We start from the raw sequence: 18,505 nt of genomic DNA on the forward strand, positions 1-18,505 counted from the left end.
ACTTTAAATTATGATCAGGTTCCACCGCCGCGGCGGTGGAATGACGTGTAAGAACGTGAACTAATCTTACGGACCGATAAAGCAGGCACAAATTGCCGATGCACAAATTTATCCGGTGTTTACTATAAGTAATATTTACCCCAAAAAACTTGCTGGTTGCCACAAATGCCATTTTTACTGATACTAAAAAACTTTTTTTTGTGTTAATAGGAATTATAGGATATGAGGTACATTAAGAATGTAAAATGTAGCCGTCATTTATCTAAAACAACATAAATTATAAATTAACTTATGATACGGAAATTCACAGCATCATTGCTGCTAACATTGCTTATATCGGCCATTTTTATCCGTTGCAGCAGAACGGATGATGATACCACCAGCGCTACGGTAACGGCCCTGGACTGTTCTTCTGTTACTTATTCGGCTACGGCTACAGCCAATACTGCTTATTCAGGCACGGCAACCGTTCCTTATACAGGGGGCAACGGAGTAGCTTATAGTGCTGGTTCTGCTATTTCGTCAACAGGCGTTACGGGATTAACGGCTACATTGGTGGCAGGCACCCTGGCCAGCGGCTCGGGCAGCCTTACCTACACCATCAGCGGCACGCCTGCTGATTCAGGCACTGCTTTATTTGCCATTAGTTTTGGCGGGCAAAGCTGTTCGCTTTCGCTTACAGTGAGCGGAACTTCAACCACCGCAGACTGCAGTTCTTCCACCGGTGTGGCAAAAGTGGTTTGCCTTGCAAACGCCTTCCTGTCCACCCTTACATCCGATCAGCAGTCATCAGTTGTACTTACATTAAATCTTGAAAATGCCAAGCGCTGGTCAAACCTTCCCTGCGCATTAAGCTGCAGGAACGGCTTATTGTTTGGCGATCTTACAACAGCGCAGCAAACTGCCGCCCTGGCTGTAATAAAAGCGGCTGCCGGCACTGCTTCCGGGGAAGCGTATGACGAGTTTGAGGCCATAAGAGCAGCAGATGATTATTTAAATACCAGCGGCGGCGGCAGTTCCTATGGCGACGGTAATTATGTTATTGCATTTTTAGGAACGCCCAGCACCACAGGCAAATGGATGCTGCAGTATGGCGGGCATCATTTTGCTTCCAATATTACCTACAATGCCGGCAGCGTGGTAAGCATAACGCCTTTGCATGAAGGCGTGGAACCGCATGGCTCTTTCACCGTAAATGATACAACCTATGAATGCCCGCTTGCTTCTGAGTTAAGCGGCGTGCAAACTATGCTGGGCTCATTTACAAGCTCAGAGCTTTCCAGCGCCAAGATATCAAGCACTTTTTCTGACTGTTTGATGGTGCCGGGCTCTACCACCAATACATTCCCTACTACTAAACAAGGCATTCAGGTAAGCAGCCTCAGCACTACGGCACAGGCCAATGTATGGGCAGCCATCCAGCCCTGGATAAATGATATTGATTCTGCGCAGGCAGCTACCATTCGCGAAGCGTATTCTGATGAGCTTTCTGATACGTATGTATGCTATGCCAGCAATACAAGCGCCACCGCAGGCGATGCCAGCAGCTTCTTTACAACGAATACTGATTATGTGCGCATTGACGGGCCAAGTATATGGATTGAGTTTATTTGCCAGACAGGCGTTGTATTTTCCAGTGCGATACATTACCACACGGTAATGCGCGACCATGAACGCGATTACCTTGACCTGGAATAATTAATTATTGAACAAAAATTTCATGATATTTTTTTTTAAAAACAACTGCCTGGTGCAAAGCCGGCGGTTGTTTTTTTTCCTATTAAGCCTTGTCATGCTGGGACCGGTGAAGCTGTTCGCCCACCGTGCGCCTAACACCATGGTGTTAATGGATATTGATCCGAATTATGTAAGCCTGGAAGTGCAAATGCCCATTCCGGAACTGGAGCTTGCATTTGGCCATGATCTGTCTAAAGACCCTGAGCATGTTGTTGACAATTGGGGCCCGCAGATTAAAGCATACCTGCTTCAGCATATTCACGCTTATGCAGTTAAAGATCATCCCTGGCAGGTGGCCGTTACTGCAATGAGAATGGATAACGGTCTTTATGCCGATGTAAATATTCCGTATTGGGAAGTAAACGCTAAAGTTGTGCTCACGCCGCAGCCGGGAGATAATACACGCGATTTCTACCTGGTATATGATGTTATTATGCACCAGGTAATTAACCATGTTGCGCTGGTGTCTGTACGTACAGACTGGGCCTCCGGTACCATGGAGCAGGATAATACAATGGGCGCCAGCGCCATAGGCTGGAACCTGAAGGATAATATTATACCGCCGCTGCATGTGAGCCTTGAAAAAGGCAGTTGGTGGAAGGGCTTTTCCAGCATTGTGCATTTAGGCATGCGCCATATTGCTGAAGGCACAGACCATTTATTATTTATCCTCGCTTTACTATTGGCTGCCCCACTGGTAGCAAACGGTAATAAATGGGGCGGTTTTGGCGGCGTTAAATACAGTATTTACCGGCTTTTAAAAATAGTTACCGCATTTACCATCGGGCATTCCCTTACCTTATTTGCAGGCGCTATCGGCTGGCTGCGTTTGCCATCGCAGCCTATAGAAGTTTTAATTGCGGTATCCATACTTGTTTCAGCCATTCATGCGCTCCGGCCCCTGTTTCCCGGCAGGGAAATGTATATAGCGGCAGGTTTTGGTTTAATTCACGGGCTGGCGTTTGCAGGCACCTTAACAGCGCTCAAATTAAGTGGCTGGTACATGGTTTTGGCCATATTTGGGTTTAATATCGGCATAGAATTAATGCAGCTGTTTGTAATACTTATAACCGTGCCCTGGCTTATTATTTTAAGCAGGATAAAGGGGTATAGAATATTGCGCATTACAGGCGCCTTGTTCACTATCATCGTTTCACTTGCATGGATCATTGAAAGGTCGTTCAACCAGCCTAATTTAATTTCAGATTTTGTTATTAAGGCCTATCCGTATGCACCCTGGCTGGTTGCTGCGCTTGCAGTAGCTGCTGTTGCCAGTTTGTTTATAAAAGGTGGTTCTGCTCAAAACAAAGCCGGGGCGATGGCCTCAAATGAATAAATAAAAAAAATTTTTGCTTAATATTCTGTCAATACTATACAGGAAACCGGTTGCTGCCTGTACAAAGTGCATGCTGCTATTATGGCTTTTGTTATTAGCGCCGGCCACGTATGCGCACACCATAAATTATGCATTGGAAAAAGCGCCGGATGGCAATATATTCCTCTATTATTTAAAACTGGGCTACCTGCACATTTTGCCCAATGGTTTCGATCATATTCTTTTTATAACCGGCCTTTGCCTGCTGAGCACAAAACTGAGCACCATTTTATGGCAGGCAACAGCCTTTACCATAGCGCATTCCATTACACTCGCGCTGTCGGTAAAAAATATAATAGTGGCGCCGCCCGCAGTGGTAGAGCCCGTTATAGCGCTTTCTATTTTGTGTATAGCGGTTGAGAATTTATTGGTGAGCAGTCTTAGCTCCTGGCGCATAGCGATTGTGTTTGTGTTTGGGCTGATTCACGGAATGGGTTTTGCCAGCGCCTTACATGCAATAGGCTTGCCGCGCAATAAATTCTTTCTCTCCATCTTCAGCTTTAATGCAGGTGTTGAACTGGGGCAGGTAACGGTTATCCTTATCGTTTTCGGCTTAATAATTATACCACTGCGAAACATTAAAAATTATAAAAAGATAGTCGTTTCCCCATTGTCGGTTTTAATTGCATTAACAGCATTGTACTGGACAATCCAACGGATTTTTTTTGCATAAAGAATGTAACGTTTAATGAAGTTTGCCACAGCATATTATCTTCTTTTAATTTATTCAACGGTTATATTAAAGCCGGTAATACCTGTTGTGGAAGATGGCCTGCAGCACTGTTTTGCAGAAGCATACCATATTGCAACGGTTCATGCCAGATATGGAAATAACCACCTGGAAAAAACAATAGCAGAAGCGGGCCGGGAAAGTGAAACCAGTAAAGGCCGGCATACAGCAGGATCAGAGGAAACAACACAGTTTCATTTATTCGTAGCTGAATATAATTACCCCTATTTTCAGCCGGAACAATTTAAAAAATTTCCATCCGTACCGGTCTTTAAACTTCCGGGCGCTTTTGTTTTTGACCAAACCCCTCCGCCTAAAATAAGATTGCGCGCATAATGTAAACAGAAGCCACCTGCACTGTTTTATATTCATTGCATAAAAAGGGCAATGTATTTTTTTAGCCCGGCAGATACATCGTGCTATGCATAAAGCCTGTTGTGGCTGGCATTAGCCCGTCATAGTATTTAACCGCAGATGAAAATCTTTGCGCCCCTTGTTACTTGTTTATGGAAAATCTTTGTTCCTGTATGGTTAGAAACAATCGTACAAGGCTGTGATCAATGCACAAATTTATAATCATCAACCAGGTGCATATTACTGTGCTTTATGCCCTGTATCATCTCAATTTTTTACAATAAAACTTAAACAATGATTATAAGAAAAAAAATCATTCTCTATATCATCTTAATAATAAGCACCCGGGCCGGGGCGCAGCAAATTATAAGGGGCCTGGTTACTGACAGCAGTTCGTTGCAGCCCATTGAAGGTGTAACCGTAACCCTGCTGCCATCCCGTACTTCTGCCGTTACCAACAGCAACGGCGTATTTATTTTCAAAACCAATATGGCAAATATTGCATCGCTTTCCTTTTCTTCCATTGACTATGGCCTTAAAACCGTGCCGTTAAAGGAATTTGCAGTTAATAACAATACAGTGCGCTTATCGCAACAAACAATTGAGCTGAGCTCGGTAACCGTTTCTTCCCATGCCGGCAATCAATACCAGATTATCAGCCGAGCTGATATTGCCATGCGTGGCGTAACCAATTCGCAGGAAGTGCTGCGCATTATACCCGGCTTATTCATTGGCCAGCACCAGGGCGGCGGTAAGGCGGAACAAATATTCCTGCGGGGCTTTGATAATGATCATGGAACGGATATTGGTTTGTTTGCCGATGGTATGCCCGTTAATATGGTTTCTCATGCCCATGGGCAGGGCTATGCCGACAGCCACTTTATTATTCCTGAAACTATAAATGATGTGGTGTTTAAAAAGGGCATGTATTACGCTGATAAAGGCGATTTTACTACAACAGGTTATGCAGATTATCAAACCAAAAATGTGCTGGACAATAATCTTGTAAAGATTGAAGGCGGCATGTTCAACACCGTTCGCGCCCTTGGCATGTTTAATTTGTTAGGTGAAAAAGCGAAAGCCAGGCAGCAATCATGGTATGTTGCTTCAGAGTATCGTTATACAGATGCATACTTTGATAACCCGCAGCATTTTAACCGTTTTAATTTCTTTACAAAATATGCAGGTAAAATATCCGGCAATACAAACCTGTATATAAGCGCTTCATATTTATGGAGCAAATGGAAAGCCTCGGGGCAAATTCCCGAAGAAGCGGTTGATGAAGGCCTCATTGGCTTTTACGGCGCTGTTGATCCCAACGAAGGCGGCAACACCACAAGAACGAATGTAAATGCACAATTCACAACATCGCTTAACAACGGCGATGTTATTAAGAATCAGTTATACTATACACATTACACTTTTAATTTAAACAGCAACTTTACTTTTTTTCTGGAAGATAGTGTGAATGGCGATGAGATAAGGCAGCAGGAAAGCAGGAATATGATTGGCTATAACGGCAGCTATAATCATGTAGGATATATTGGCGGCACAAGGCTTACAACAGATGCGGGGATTAATGTGCGGCTTGATGCAACCCGTAATTCCGCCTTATCGCATACGGTGAATAATACTACGCTGATTAACCGTATAAAGCTTGGTGATATTAATGAGTTAAGCCTTTCGCCCTACATCAGCGAAACCTTTCACTTTAATGAACGCTTCAGCATGAATGCCGGCCTGCGCTTCGACCAGTTTTTCTTTCAATACAATAACAAATATGCAGGCGACACAACCTTGCCCGGCACAGGTATTTATAAAGCAAATGCCAATGTGTTAAGCCCCAAGCTGAGCTTTTATTATCATGCAAATAATACCACTGAATTTTACCTCACCGCAGGCCGTGGCTTTCACTCCAACGATGCGAGGAGCGCGGTGGTGGTGGATGGCGCAGATGTATTGCCCAAAGCTTATGGCGCAGACCTGGGAACCGTTATAAAGCCTGTAAAAAACCTGCTAATAAATGCTGCTTTGTGGTGGAGTTATCTTACGCAGGAAAATGTATATGGCGGCGATGGCGGCAGTGTGGAATTCAGCGGGCCAACAAGGCGGATGGGCTTTGATTTTTCAGGCAGGTACCAGCCATTGCGTTCATTGTATATGGATGTGGATGTAAACTATGCGCATGGCCGCTCGGTAAATGATGCCAAAGGTGAAAACTATATTCCTTTAGCGCCTGTGTGGAGCAGCACCGGCGGCATAACTTACTCCAATAAAAACGGGCTGAACGGCAGCCTGCGTTACCGCTATCTTGCTAACCGGCCGGCCAATGAAGATTACAGCTTAACGGCTGAAGGCTACTTTATTACCGATGCAGTTTTCAACTATACAAAACGCAAATATGAAATTGGTGTAACCATCAATAATATTTTCAATACAAAATGGAAGGAAACGCAATTTGATACGGAGTACCGTTTAAAAACAGACGCCACAGCCGTGGATGGCATTTGTTTTACGCCGGGAACGCCGTTTGCATTAACGGCGCATGTAAGCGTGTTTTTTTAACTGGAACCGGCATTGCCAGTATAAAGAGCATATACGGGTTGTTGAAGAAGGAGCTTTTTAGAATTTGGTTTGAGATTTTCTTAAACTCATTGTAAAACTGCTTTAAACCTGCGCAGGTATTTACCGGTTATAAAACTCCGTTTTGAAAGTAATGCTTAAATCGCCAAATTGCATGCAGTATATTTTTTGATCAAATGTATTACAGTAAAGTGGAGATAAGTTAGGCTGAAAGGCCAAAAATCAACTTAAAAGGCGGAGTTTTGTTGTTCCGGTTCAGTCAGCCCCGTTACGGGTTCGTAAATTCAAATAAAATGAGAAGTTTTCTTAAGGTATTCTTTGCAACTATAGTCGCGTTAATTGTATTTACACTTGCTATTATCTTTGCTTTTTCAGCCATTATTGGCAGTGTAACCTCGGCGTCAAAACCGGATATTGGCAGCAATGGCGTTTTGGTGCTCGACCTGAGCCAGCAGTTTAGAGAACAGGCTAATAGTAATCCTTTAAACACTTTGCTGGATAACCCTTCAGGCAATATTCCCGGTTTGTACGATGTGGTGCGCATGATTAATTATGCCAAAGGCGATTCTGCTGTAAAAGGCATTTATATAAAAGCCGGCAGCAATGAGAATGGTTATGCGGCAAGTGAAGAACTAAGGCAGGCTTTGATTGAGTTTAAGAAGAGCAAAAAATTTGTTATTGCTTATGGCTCTGTAATACCGGAGAAAGCTTACTATGTAGCTGCGGTTGCCGATAAAATTTATTGCAATCCCGCCGGCGGAGTTGAATGGAATGGCTTTGCAATAGATATGATGTTTCTGAAAGGCTTACTGGACAAGCTTGAAATAAAGCCTGAAATTTTTTATGCCGGTAAATTTAAAAGTGCAACAGAACCCTTGCGCGCCACGCAAATGACGGATGCCAACCGCCTGCAAACCACTGTTTGGCTGAATGATATTTATAATGATTTACTGCTGAAAACCGCCGGTGCAAGGCATTCTGATACAGCCACATTGCATAACCTTGCCAATACAGGCGCTGTGCAAACTGCAAACGATGCATTGAAATATAACCTTGTTGACGGGTTGAAATATGATGATGAATTAAAGGCGGAAATGTCAAAGCGGCTTAAAAAAGACGCTGATGCAGATATAAATTTTATTCCGTTTGGAAATTATGCAAAGGCGGTAAATTATGCAAAAAGCGGCGCCGGCGGTAAGATCAGCATTATTTACGCACAGGGCGATATTGTAGATGGTAAAGGCGATAAAGAGCAGATTGGCGGTGATGATTTTGTAAGGCTCATTCGTAAGGCAAGGCTGGATGATGATGTAAAAGCCATCGTTTTCCGGGTTAATTCTCCCGGCGGGAGCGCTATGGCCAGCGAAGCCATCTGGCGCGAAATTACGCTGGCAAAAAAAGTAAAGCCCTTCGTTGTAAGCATGGGCGATTATGCAGCATCGGGCGGCTATTATATTTCCTGTGCAGCCGATTCAGTGTTTGCAGATGAAACAACCATCACCGGTTCCATTGGTGTGTTTAGCGTTTTGGCCAACATGAAAGATTTCTTTAACAATAAGCTCGGTATAACCTTCGATGGCGTAAAAACAGCGTCATACGCCGACCTGGGAACTATAAGCAGGCCGCTTACCGATGCAGAAAGGCATTTTATGCAGGCATCAATAGATACGATCTACAGCATATTTAAAACCAGGGTTGCCGATGGCAGAAAAAAAGATACTGCCTATATTGACAGCATTGCGCAGGGCCGTGTATGGATTGGAAAACGCGCTATTGGCATTGGTTTGGCTGACAAAACAGGAACATTGCAGGATGCCGTAAATTGTGCTGCGGGGATGGCGAAGCTCACCGATTACCGTACCCGCGAATATCCTGAACAAAAAAGCTGGCTGGAACAACTTACTGATCAGTCTTACTCAGCAGAAAGCCGGCAAAATGCATTAATAAAAGAGATAGGCCGGCAGCAATATACATTGCTGCAAAAGGGTAAGCAATTATCAGCAATGATCAATATCCCGCAGGCAAGGCTGCCTTTCGATTTTGAATGGAAATAAATTATTCATCGCCCAGTAACTCCCTTTCAATTTCTTCCATCTGCACCATATCCCATGCCTCGGTTTCTGTAAGTGTAATATTCAGTTCGCTGTCTAAATCCAGTTGGTTTACAAGCGCCCGGAGGGGCAACTGCAGTTCACAAATAACAAATGAAACCTGCTGTTCATAAAATCGTTGCTGCCATGCAGCTAATTCATTAACAAAATTCTCTTTCCCTGTTGAAATATTCTTTAAGTTTATAACAAGATTTGTATTATGTTGCAATAGTGAAGCAAGCAGATCTTTCAATTCCGCTGTTAAATTGTCAGCAGCAAAATCCGATTCCGGCGTTATTATCGTAAATTTTTCTCTGGTATCAATTTTGACTTTCATATTGTTCTTTATTGGATCATTTTAACAGTTGTGCATAATTGATTTAGTACAGACCTCAAAAATATTTCTTAAACTTGTACAAACACTAATAAATGGATAACAACTTTTCCGCCCAGGTTAAAGAGATCATATCCTATAGTAGGGAAGAAGCTTTGAGATTGGGAAATGATTTCATAGGCACAGAGCATCTTTTGCTGGGATTGATTAGAGATGGAGAGAATACAGCAATAAAAATTTTAAAACAGTTAAACGTTGACCTGTACGAATTACGCAAAGAGGTTGAATTGGCCGTGCGGGATAAAACAGGTAAGAATATAGCAAACATTAACAGCCTGCCTTTAACCAAACAGGCCGAAAAAGTGATACGGGTAACCGTATTGGAAGCGAAAGCGCTTAAAAGCCCGCTGGTTGAAACAGAACATTTAATGTTATCTATATTGAAGAATAAAGAAAACATTGCTACACAAATTTTAAATCAGTACGACGTGGATTACGATTTATTTAAGACAGAACTGGGTGTTGTGCGCAGCAATGAACCGCGGAGCGAATACACCGAAGAGAACGATGATGATTTTGAAGATGAAAGAAAGCAAGGGTATTCATCATCGCAGCAGAAAAAAACAACCGGCAATACAAAGAGCAAAACGCCCGTTTTAGACAATTTTGGCAGGGACATTACCAAGCTTGCTGAAACAGGCGCATTAGATCCCATTGTGGGCCGGGAAAAAGAAATTGAAAGGGTTTCACAAATCCTTAGCCGCCGCAAAAAGAACAACCCCATTTTGATAGGCGAGCCGGGTGTGGGCAAGACAGCAATTGTTGAAGGGCTGGCATTAAGGATTGTTCAGAGAAAAGTAAGCAGGGTTTTGTATGATAAAAGAGTTATCAGCCTCGACCTTGCAGCGTTGGTGGCCGGTACAAAATACCGTGGACAGTTTGAAGAAAGGATGAAAGCCATAATGAATGAGCTGGAAAAAAACCGCGATGTGATCCTTTTCATTGATGAGATACATACCATTGTTGGTGCAGGGGGCGCCAGCGGCTCGCTCGATGCCAGTAATATTTTCAAGCCCGCTTTATCAAGGGGCGAATTGCAGTGCATAGGCGCTTCCACATTAGACGAATACAGGATGTATATTGAAAAAGATGGCGCGCTCGACCGCCGTTTTCAGAAAGTGATCGTTGACCCTCCAACGGTTGAGGAAACCATTCAGATACTGAATAACATTAAACCGAGGTATGAAGATTATCATAACGTAATTTATAGCACCGATGCCATTGAAGCCTGCGTGAAGCTGAGCGACCGTTATATGACAGACCGTTTATTGCCGGATAAAGCAATTGATGTGCTGGATGAAGTGGGAGCGAGGGTACATTTAAAGAACATCAATGTGCCGCAAAACATTCTTGACCTTGAAAAGCAGATAGAAGAAATAAAGCTGGAAAAAAACCGCGTGGTTAAAAGCCAGCGTTTTGAAGAAGCTGCGGCTTTGCGGGATACGGAAAAACGCCTTGGCGAAGAACTGGAAAAAGCAAAAACGGATTGGGAAGAAGAAAGCAAAAATAAACGTTACCCGATTGATGAGGAAAATATCGCAGAAGTAGTAAGCATGATGACCGGCATTCCCGTGAAACGCATGGTGCAGGCTGAAAGCGAGAAACTGCGTAAGATGGCTGAAGATATGAGGGGCATGGTGATTGGGCAGGACGAAGCTATCGCAAAAGTGGTAAAAGCCATACAGCGCAACCGCGTTGGGCTGAAAGATCCTAAAAAACCGGTTGGCAGTTTTATTTTCCTTGGCCCTACCGGTGTTGGTAAAACCGAGCTGGCAAGGTCGCTTGCGAGGTACCTGTTCGATTCTGAGGATGCGCTCATACGTATAGATATGAGTGAATACATGGAAAAATTCACCGTGAGCCGTTTAATTGGCGCACCTCCCGGTTATGTGGGTTATGAAGAAGGCGGCCAGTTAACAGAGAAGGTGCGCCGTAAGCCATACAGCGTGATCCTGCTGGATGAAATAGAAAAAGCGCATCCTGACATCTACAATATTCTTTTGCAGGTGCTGGACGATGGGCAGCTTACCGATGGCCTTGGCAGAAAAGTGGATTTCAAGAATACGCTTATCATTATGACCTCAAATATCGGTGTGCGCCAGTTGAAAGATTTTGGCGAAGGCGTAGGTTTCGCCACGGCGGCAAGGGTTCAAAATGCAGAAGATAACAATAAGGCGGTAATTGAAAAAGCTTTGAAACGAACATTCTCTCCCGAATTTCTGAACAGGATTGATGATGTGGTTATCTTCAATTCACTTACCAAAGAACACATCTTCCAGATTATAGACATTTTAATGAAGGGTGTGCTGAAACGCCTCAACAATATGGGCTTTGAGCTTCGCATAACAGATGAGGCAAAAGAATTTATTGCTGATAAAGGCTACGATGCACAATTCGGTGCAAGGCCTTTGCACAGGGCAATTCAAAAATATCTGGAAGACAGCCTTGCAGAAGAGATATTGAGCATGAACATTAAACAGGGCGACATTCTTATTGCCGGTTTGGATAAGGAAAATCAAAAAATAAAATTTGAGTTCGGCAAGAAAGAAGAAGAAGCCAAAGTGTAAAATCATAAATGTAAAAAGTAAGCCTCGCACTGTAAAGCGGGGCTTCTTTTTTTATTTGTAAGATGCCCGGGAGCATAAAAATGCGCTGTATTTTTATTGTGAGCAATTAGTAATAATAAATTGATCCCTGTGAGAAAAAATTAATACCTTTCCATTGTAATAGAGTTACTCCACTAATAGTTACACCTTAATATGACGAACGCCCTCAACTGTTTTCATTCCTTCAGGCAACCATCTTTAGTTGGGTTACGTATTTTTATCACAAATATTAATCCTTGATAATTTGGAATCTTTATACAAATTAATCAGGGGTTGCATAGCAAGGGACAGTAAAAGCCAGCGCACATTTTACGAATATTATTATGGGTTTGCTTTACGGATAGTTTTCAGGTACATATTCAAGTATGATAAGGCGACAGATGTTGTAAATGATGGCTTTGTTAAAATCTTTAATAGCCTCGAAAAATTTAAGTTAAGAAATAATGATGCTGATACGGAAAAGATTTTAATGGGCTGGATGAAACGCATTCTTATTAATACAGCAATTGATGAGTTGAGAAAACAGCAAAATATGCCTGTTATAGTGGAGTTGCCTGGTTATATTTGGGAAGGGACAGATAAAGGTCAGAATGCAGATCAGAAATTGTTGTATAAAGAATTGATTTGTGAAACAAAACGGTTGCCACCTTCTTATCGCAATGTATTTAATTTATTTGTGATAGACGGGTTTACACATAATGAAATCGCAAAAATGCTGGGTATTTCTGAAGGAACATCCAAGTCGGCCCTGGCAAAAGCAAAAGCGCAGCTAAAAAGATTTATTGAACACAGGTTTGCTGAAAAAACGTATGCTGTATAATAATGATGATTTTGAAAAATTATTCCGTAAAGCGGCTAAGGGTTACCCATTAAAAACTGATTCTGCTGATTGGGAAGCACTTTCAGTAAAACTGGCAGGTTCAAAAAAAAATACTACAAAAAAAAATAAATGGAAGTATAGTTCGGTTGCCGCGCTGCTATTAGCTCTTTCAATAGGCTCCATATCAATTTATAAGTTTATTGCTGTTTCAAACGATGCCTCTGTTGCTGAATCCCGGTCGCCGGAAACATTAACATATCCGGTATTGCCCGGCATTAAAAAAACAGGCGAAATTACCGTGCCAGCAAGCAGGGTAAATGCTGTTGTAATAAATAGGAATACAGCGGGAGCTAATGAAATCGCTGATGCAAAAGATCACTATCCGTTACCTATAGCCAATACTATTGCAGGTATAGATAACAACGCCATTATTATCAGTTCTTTCAAAAAGAATTTTTCAGCGATAAAAATAAATGCGCCCGCAGAAGGAATAGTTAATGCAGGCATATTGCTGATAAAGCCGGCAAATGAAAACAGGCCTGACATACTGCAGAAGGAACAGCCTGAAAGCGGTGCTGAAAAAGAAATAACGGCCGATAATGCAAAAGATGAAATTTCATCAGCACATATAAGTTTAAAACCACAGAAAAGGATATATGGTATGGCTTATGGCGGCCCGGAGTTCTCTATAGTTAAATTGCAGAAAGCCACAAACCCTGGCTATAGAATAGGCGTTGCGGCAGGCTATAAAATAAATGACAGGCTGAATGTGGAATTAGGCTTGCAGCGGGAGCGTCTGGATTTTTACAGCAATGGAAAATATATGGATACCACTCTTTTAAAAATAAAGGAAGGTACAGATGTGGAGCAGGCTTATGCCAGCAGTAAAATAACCAGTGTGCCGCTTAAATTGAAATATAGCTTTTGGCAAAAAGGAAACGGCCATTTTTTTGTTGGAATAGGTGTAAATGCTGTAATTATTACGCATAGTGAGCGTTACGATTATGCTGTTTCAAAAAATGGAACCGAAGGCAGCCTGTCGAAAAAATACAGTGCATTAACAACGCCAAAATATTTCTCGGGCCTGAATTTTAGCGGAGGTTATCAAGCCAAAGTGGCCGGATCATGGAGCGTTAAAGCCGAACCATACTACCAGGTGCCTGTTAAAAATTTTGGGGTAGCAAAAATACCGGTGAGCAATTTTGGGATTGATATAGGCATAGTAAAAGATTTAAAATAATATAAGCTTTGTTTGATGTGTTTAATGTTCCCTTAGCCCAGCCTGAAAAAAACAAATCTTTGGGGGTTCTTTTCGAGTGGTAAACTCAAAGCCTCGCCTTGGAGCGGGGCTTTTTTATGAGTACGGTTTTTGCACAACTTTTCTTATTGTAAACCGTTTTAAAGAATATGAAATGTAATAAGGGGTTGCTCGCTCTTGTATCAATGTTCATCATGCAGCATGCGTTCAGCCAGTGTAAAACTTACAGGTTGTCAAGCAGGAATGATACTATTAACTGTACCGATTTTAATAATCTAAAACAGGGTAAATGGGCGGTACGGGTAGAAGATAACCATGGCGAACCGGGTTACCAGGAGGAGGGCTATTACAAAGATGATAAAAAAGAAGGTGCCTGGACACGCTTTAATTTAATGGGCGATGTAATTGCCCAGGAGCAATATAAATGGGGATATAAAGATGGCATTTGCCGTTATTATAATTTAATGGGCCTGATACGCGAAGAAAGCTGGCGCGCCACCAATCCTAAAGATCCTTATGATACGGTAAGAGCCTATCATCTTGACAATCCTGATAAATATGATTTAAAGATTATTAAGGTTGACGCATCAACTGTAAGACATGGCACGTGGACCTATTATGATCCGCAACAAGGCACCATCACCAAAACGGAAGAATATGTGATAGACCAGCTTATACCTGCAAAAAAAGCCAATGCGGTTATGCTGAACGATTCGTCCACGGTAAAAAATCCGGCTGATTCTCTGGCTGACGCTAACAAGAAAAAACCACCCGAAGTGCTGGAATGGGAAAAGAAGAATCAAAAGAAAAAAATAAAAGTGCGTGATGGCGCGACAGGTGTAAATTAATCGTTTTCCGATTTTAATTCTTCCTGCGGCTTATGCACCAGTATTTTGTCAATACGGTTATTATCCATATCCATGATTTCGAATTTAAAACCCTGCCATTCAAGCTCATCGCCGGGCTTTGGAATGCGTTCAAGCTGTTCCAGGATAAAACCGGCAAGCGTATCAAAATCCAGTTCCGTTTCCGGCAAATAATCTGTATGATGAAAATAGCTCAGGAAATTATAAAACGGTATTTGGGCATCCACTAAAAAACTGCCATCCTTCCGTTCTGTAATCTCATACTGCTCTTCATCAAGATGCGGCACTTCGCCCACAAGCGCATCAAGAATATCGTTTAATGTTATTATTCCCTGCAATGTTCCGTATTCATCTACAATAAAAGCGTAATGCGATTTCATTTCTTTAAACCGCTCAAGCAGTTTATAAGCGGTATTGTTTTCAGGCACATATAAGCCGGCTGTCATCACTTCAGTTAAAGGCGTTCCGGGTTTTGCGTTCACTATATTTTTAAGAGATACAATGCCTTTTATTTTATCAATAGTTCCGTCACATAAGGGAAATATGCTGTGTATCTTTTCATCGGGGAATTTGCGCACATCATCCACAGTAAGGTTTACATCAAGCCAGATTATATCGCTGCGGTGCGTCATCAGCGAAGTAATATTCCTGTCGCTCAGGTGAAAAACCCTTTCTATAATTTCCTGTTCCGCTTCTTCAATCGTGCCCTGTTCCGTGCCTTCGTGAATAATGGCTTTTATTTCATCTTCGGTAACATTGGTGTCTTTATTCTTAATATTTAAAAGTCTTACAATACTGTTCCCCGATTTTGAGAGCAGCCAGACAAACGGTGAACAGATCAATGAAATGATGCGCATGGGGCCGGCCAGCGTTTTGGCAATTTTTTCAGGATTGCTCAGCCCTATTTTCTTTGGCACCAATTCGCCCAGCACCAGAGAGAAATAGGTTATGATGATCACAATAACGGTTGTTGCCAAACCATTGCTGTAAGGTGCGGTAAGACTGAATTTCTGGAAAAAAGCCACGAGACCGCCTTTAAGCTTCTCCCCTGAAAAAATACCGTTTAATATGCCAATTAAAGTAATGCCGATTTGTATGGTGGAAATAAAAGTATCGGGATGATTAATAAGTTTCAACGCTTCTTTGGCCCTGCTGTCTCCTTTATTGGCCTGTGCTTCCAGCCTCGCCCTGCGGGATGATACCAGGGCAATTTCAGCCATTGCAAATACACCATTTAAAAGAATAAGGCCGAGAATAATTAATATTTCAGTCATATAAAACTGTAAAGCTAAACAATATGTAGTTAATGACGGAAGTGTTGATTGTATGTTAACAGCCTACAAACTATTTGCAATATTTCCAGGCTGCTTTAGCTGCGGCAAACCTATTTTTTTATTGTACACCAGCGCCACGGCATAACCAATTATGCTGCCGATAATAGCGCCTGCCAAAACATCGGCAGGATAATGAACGCCCACATATACCTGGCCATAACTGACCGTAGCTGCCCAGAAAAAGAAAAGGTAAATCCAATTGCCACAGTATTTTCTTAAGGTACAGAAAATAAAAACAGCTGCGCCGAAATGGTTGGTTGCATGCGAGGAGGGAAAACTGTTGCCACTGCTGCAGTGGTTAAGCAGCATGCGCACATATTCGGCCATATTCGGGTCGCGGCAGGGGCGCAGTCTTTCTGCCCAATGTTTTAAAACGGAACTGCTGAACTGGTCTGTAAGCGTAACGTTAATGATGATAAATAAAATCCACGTCCAGGCGCGCCAGCCAAAATTCATGAATATAAAAACAAACAGAAACAGGTATAATGGATACCATGTTGTTGCATCGCGCCACCAGGGAAAATTGTTATCCAGAAAGGAATTTGTCCAAACAGTATTTATCTTATAGAATAATTGAATATCCCGGTTATGTATGGTTTGCCACATAGTTCAAGTTATTAATAATAATCAGTAATTTTTCTTTGCAACAATCATCATCTCCGGTAATTTCTTTACATGACAAACGTGCAAACCGCAATCATCAAACATTTTTTCAATTATTCAATCAATGTTGTTTACTTAACCTTCCCCTAAATTCCTGTCTGCTGCCAGGCAGGCCCTTTAAATAAGAGGAACTTTATAAATGTTTACACAAACAACATTGAACCTTCAATCCCTGATAAGAAAGCATAGTCGGTAAAGTCGCATGCAAAAACTTTCATTCCTGAAATTTTAACTGGAATATTTATTCACTATAAAACAGCTTTATTTTTTTTCCGGTATGTTTGCGCACTGCAAATAACCGCAAAAATGGCTTTAATAAAAAGTATATCAGGAATAAGAGGCACTATAGGAGGAAAACCGGGAAATTCATTAAGCCCTTTAGACGTTGCAAAGTTTACTGCTGCTTATGCCGAATGGCTGAAACAGCAAGGCGCTAAAAGCAAATATACTGTTGTAGTTGGAAGGGATGGCCGCGTAAGCGGGGCATATATGCAGCAGCTTGTAATATCAACATTGATTGCAAGCGGCATTAACGTTGTAAATCTTGATTTAAGTACAACGCCCACGGTGGAAATGGCGGTAAGTAATAATAATGCCGATGGCGGTATTATTATTACGGCAAGCCATAACGGTGCAGAATGGAATGCATTAAAATTGCTGAATAATAAAGGCGAATTTTTAAGCGCTGCCGATGGTGAAAGCCTGCTGGCGCTTGCAGATAGCGAAACATTCGGTTTTGTAACCGTTGATAAACTGGGAACCGTTACAAGCGATCCGTCTGCCATAGAAAAACACATTGAAGCCATTGTGCAGCTACCCATGGTGGATGTGGAAGCCGTTAAAAAAAGAAAGTTTAAGATTGTTGTTGACTGTATAAACAGCACAGGCGCAATTGCTGTGCCTGCCTTGTTAAAAGCGCTGGGCGTAAAAGATATTGTTTTATTGAACGAAGAAGTAAACGGAAAATTTGCACATAACCCGGAACCTTTGCCCCAGCACCTTAACGGGATATGCAATGAAGTGAAGAAGCAGCATGCTGATTTAGGTATTGCCGTTGATCCGGATGTGGACAGGCTTTGCTTTATTTGTGAAGATGGAAGCTTATTTGGCGAAGAATATACATTGGTGGCTATTGCTGATTATGTGCTGCAGCAAACAAAAGGCAATACGGTAAGCAATCTTTCGTCCACCCGCGCATTGAAAGATATAACGCTTAAACATGGCAGTGAATATTTTCCCAGTGCAGTGGGCGAAGTGAATGTTGTTGCCAAAATGAAGGAGGTGAATGCCGTTATTGGCGGTGAAGGCAATGGCGGTGTTATTCTGCCGCAGTTACATTATGGCCGTGATGCACTTGCCGGCATAGCTTTGTTCTTAACCTATCTTGCAAAAAGCAATAAAAGCGTTTTGCAGTTGCGCAAAACTTACCCTGATTATTTTATCAGCAAAAACAAAATAGAACTGTCAAACGGTGTTGATACCAGCAAAATTTTCAGCCAACTGCAGCGCAAGTACAAAAATCATCCTGTTAATACGGAAGACGGCCTTAAAATAGAGTTTGATAAAGACTGGGTGCATTTGCGCACCAGCAATACAGAGCCGATTATCCGTATCTATGCCGAAAGTAATTTTGAAACCACTGCCGATAATATTGCCCGGCGCTTAATGGCCGATATAAAAGAATACATGTAGTGT

14 protein-coding genes are annotated in these 18,505 nt (G+C 42.1%); 11 read left to right on the plus strand and 3 right to left on the minus strand.

The genetic code is table 11. The features are described from left to right. Window positions 1-291 precede the first annotated feature (291 nt). The 6 genes from QM629_RS01950 (at window position 292) to sppA (ending at window position 8,833) form a co-directional block, all read left to right on the plus strand. Window positions 292-1,698: a DUF3500 domain-containing protein gene (locus QM629_RS01950; RefSeq protein ID WP_415156635.1), complete on the plus strand. Its 1,407-nt coding sequence runs from the start codon at window positions 292-294 to the stop codon at window positions 1,696-1,698. Window positions 1,699-1,720: 22 nt separating this feature from the next. Then, the gene (locus QM629_RS01955) at window positions 1,721-3,073 is read left to right on the plus strand and encodes a HupE/UreJ family protein (RefSeq protein WP_415156637.1); all 1,353 of its coding nucleotides are present in this window, start codon (window positions 1,721-1,723) and stop codon (window positions 3,071-3,073) included. Between the two features lie 13 nt (window positions 3,074-3,086). Then, complete coding sequence (locus QM629_RS01960) at window positions 3,087-3,785, plus strand: HupE/UreJ family protein (protein WP_415156639.1); 699 nt, start codon at window positions 3,087-3,089, stop codon at window positions 3,783-3,785. Between the two features lie 15 nt (window positions 3,786-3,800). Next, window positions 3,801-4,178 carry a hypothetical protein gene (locus QM629_RS01965; protein ID WP_415156641.1) on the plus strand — a complete coding sequence of 126 codons (378 nt, stop codon included), beginning with the start codon at window positions 3,801-3,803 and terminating at the stop codon, window positions 4,176-4,178. Window positions 4,179-4,490: 312 nt separating this feature from the next. Beyond that, complete coding sequence (locus QM629_RS01970) at window positions 4,491-6,761, plus strand: TonB-dependent receptor (protein WP_415156643.1); 2,271 nt, start codon at window positions 4,491-4,493, stop codon at window positions 6,759-6,761. A 311-nt stretch (window positions 6,762-7,072) separates the two neighbouring features. Further along, window positions 7,073-8,833 (plus strand): signal peptide peptidase SppA, encoded by a 1,761-nt coding sequence (gene sppA, locus QM629_RS01975; protein WP_415156645.1) that lies wholly within the window; start codon window positions 7,073-7,075, stop codon window positions 8,831-8,833. A 1-nt stretch (window position 8,834) separates the two neighbouring features. Here sppA and QM629_RS01980 read toward each other — a convergent pair whose 3' ends face one another. Next, a complete protein-coding gene (locus QM629_RS01980; RefSeq protein ID WP_415156647.1) occupies window positions 8,835-9,206 on the minus strand; it encodes an anti-anti-sigma factor in 372 nt (123 codons plus the stop codon). A 92-nt stretch (window positions 9,207-9,298) separates the two neighbouring features. On the opposite strand from QM629_RS01980, the gene QM629_RS01985 reads away from it, so the two are divergent. From QM629_RS01985 to QM629_RS02000, 4 genes are all read left to right on the plus strand, one after another. Then, the gene (locus QM629_RS01985) at window positions 9,299-11,830 is read left to right on the plus strand and encodes an ATP-dependent Clp protease ATP-binding subunit (protein ID WP_415156649.1); all 2,532 of its coding nucleotides are present in this window, start codon (window positions 9,299-9,301) and stop codon (window positions 11,828-11,830) included. Window positions 11,831-12,113: 283 nt separating this feature from the next. Next, on the plus strand, window positions 12,114-12,689 hold the full coding sequence (locus tag QM629_RS01990) for an RNA polymerase sigma factor (protein WP_415156651.1): 576 nt from the start codon (window positions 12,114-12,116) through the stop codon (window positions 12,687-12,689). Continuing rightward, complete coding sequence (locus QM629_RS01995) at window positions 12,652-13,929, plus strand: outer membrane beta-barrel protein (RefSeq protein ID WP_415156653.1); 1,278 nt, start codon at window positions 12,652-12,654, stop codon at window positions 13,927-13,929. Before QM629_RS01990 ends, QM629_RS01995 begins: the two co-directional genes overlap by 38 nt. A 167-nt stretch (window positions 13,930-14,096) precedes the next feature. After that, window positions 14,097-14,795: a toxin-antitoxin system YwqK family antitoxin gene (locus QM629_RS02000; RefSeq protein WP_415156655.1), complete on the plus strand. Its 699-nt coding sequence runs from the start codon at window positions 14,097-14,099 to the stop codon at window positions 14,793-14,795. On the opposite strand, the gene QM629_RS02005 is transcribed toward QM629_RS02000, so the two are convergent. Together QM629_RS02005 and QM629_RS02010 are read right to left on the minus strand one after the other, a co-directional pair. After that, a complete protein-coding gene (locus tag QM629_RS02005) occupies window positions 14,792-16,087 on the minus strand; it encodes a hemolysin family protein (protein ID WP_415156657.1) in 1,296 nt (431 codons plus the stop codon). The two genes, QM629_RS02000 and QM629_RS02005, sit on opposite strands and share 4 nt — an antisense overlap. Before the next feature lie 63 nt (window positions 16,088-16,150). After that, the gene (locus QM629_RS02010; protein WP_415156659.1) at window positions 16,151-16,753 is read right to left on the minus strand and encodes a phosphatase PAP2 family protein; all 603 of its coding nucleotides are present in this window, start codon (window positions 16,751-16,753) and stop codon (window positions 16,151-16,153) included. Between the two features lie 363 nt (window positions 16,754-17,116). Here QM629_RS02010 and glmM point away from each other — a divergent pair, with 363 nt between their 5' ends. After that, window positions 17,117-18,502: a phosphoglucosamine mutase gene (gene glmM / locus QM629_RS02015; RefSeq protein WP_415156661.1), complete on the plus strand. Its 1,386-nt coding sequence runs from the start codon at window positions 17,117-17,119 to the stop codon at window positions 18,500-18,502. The last annotated feature ends 3 nt before the right edge of the window (window positions 18,503-18,505 follow it).

The sequence above is a fragment of the Parafilimonas sp. genome, from assembly GCF_047606085.1.
Classification (GTDB): Bacteria; Bacteroidota; Bacteroidia; order Chitinophagales; family Chitinophagaceae; genus Parafilimonas.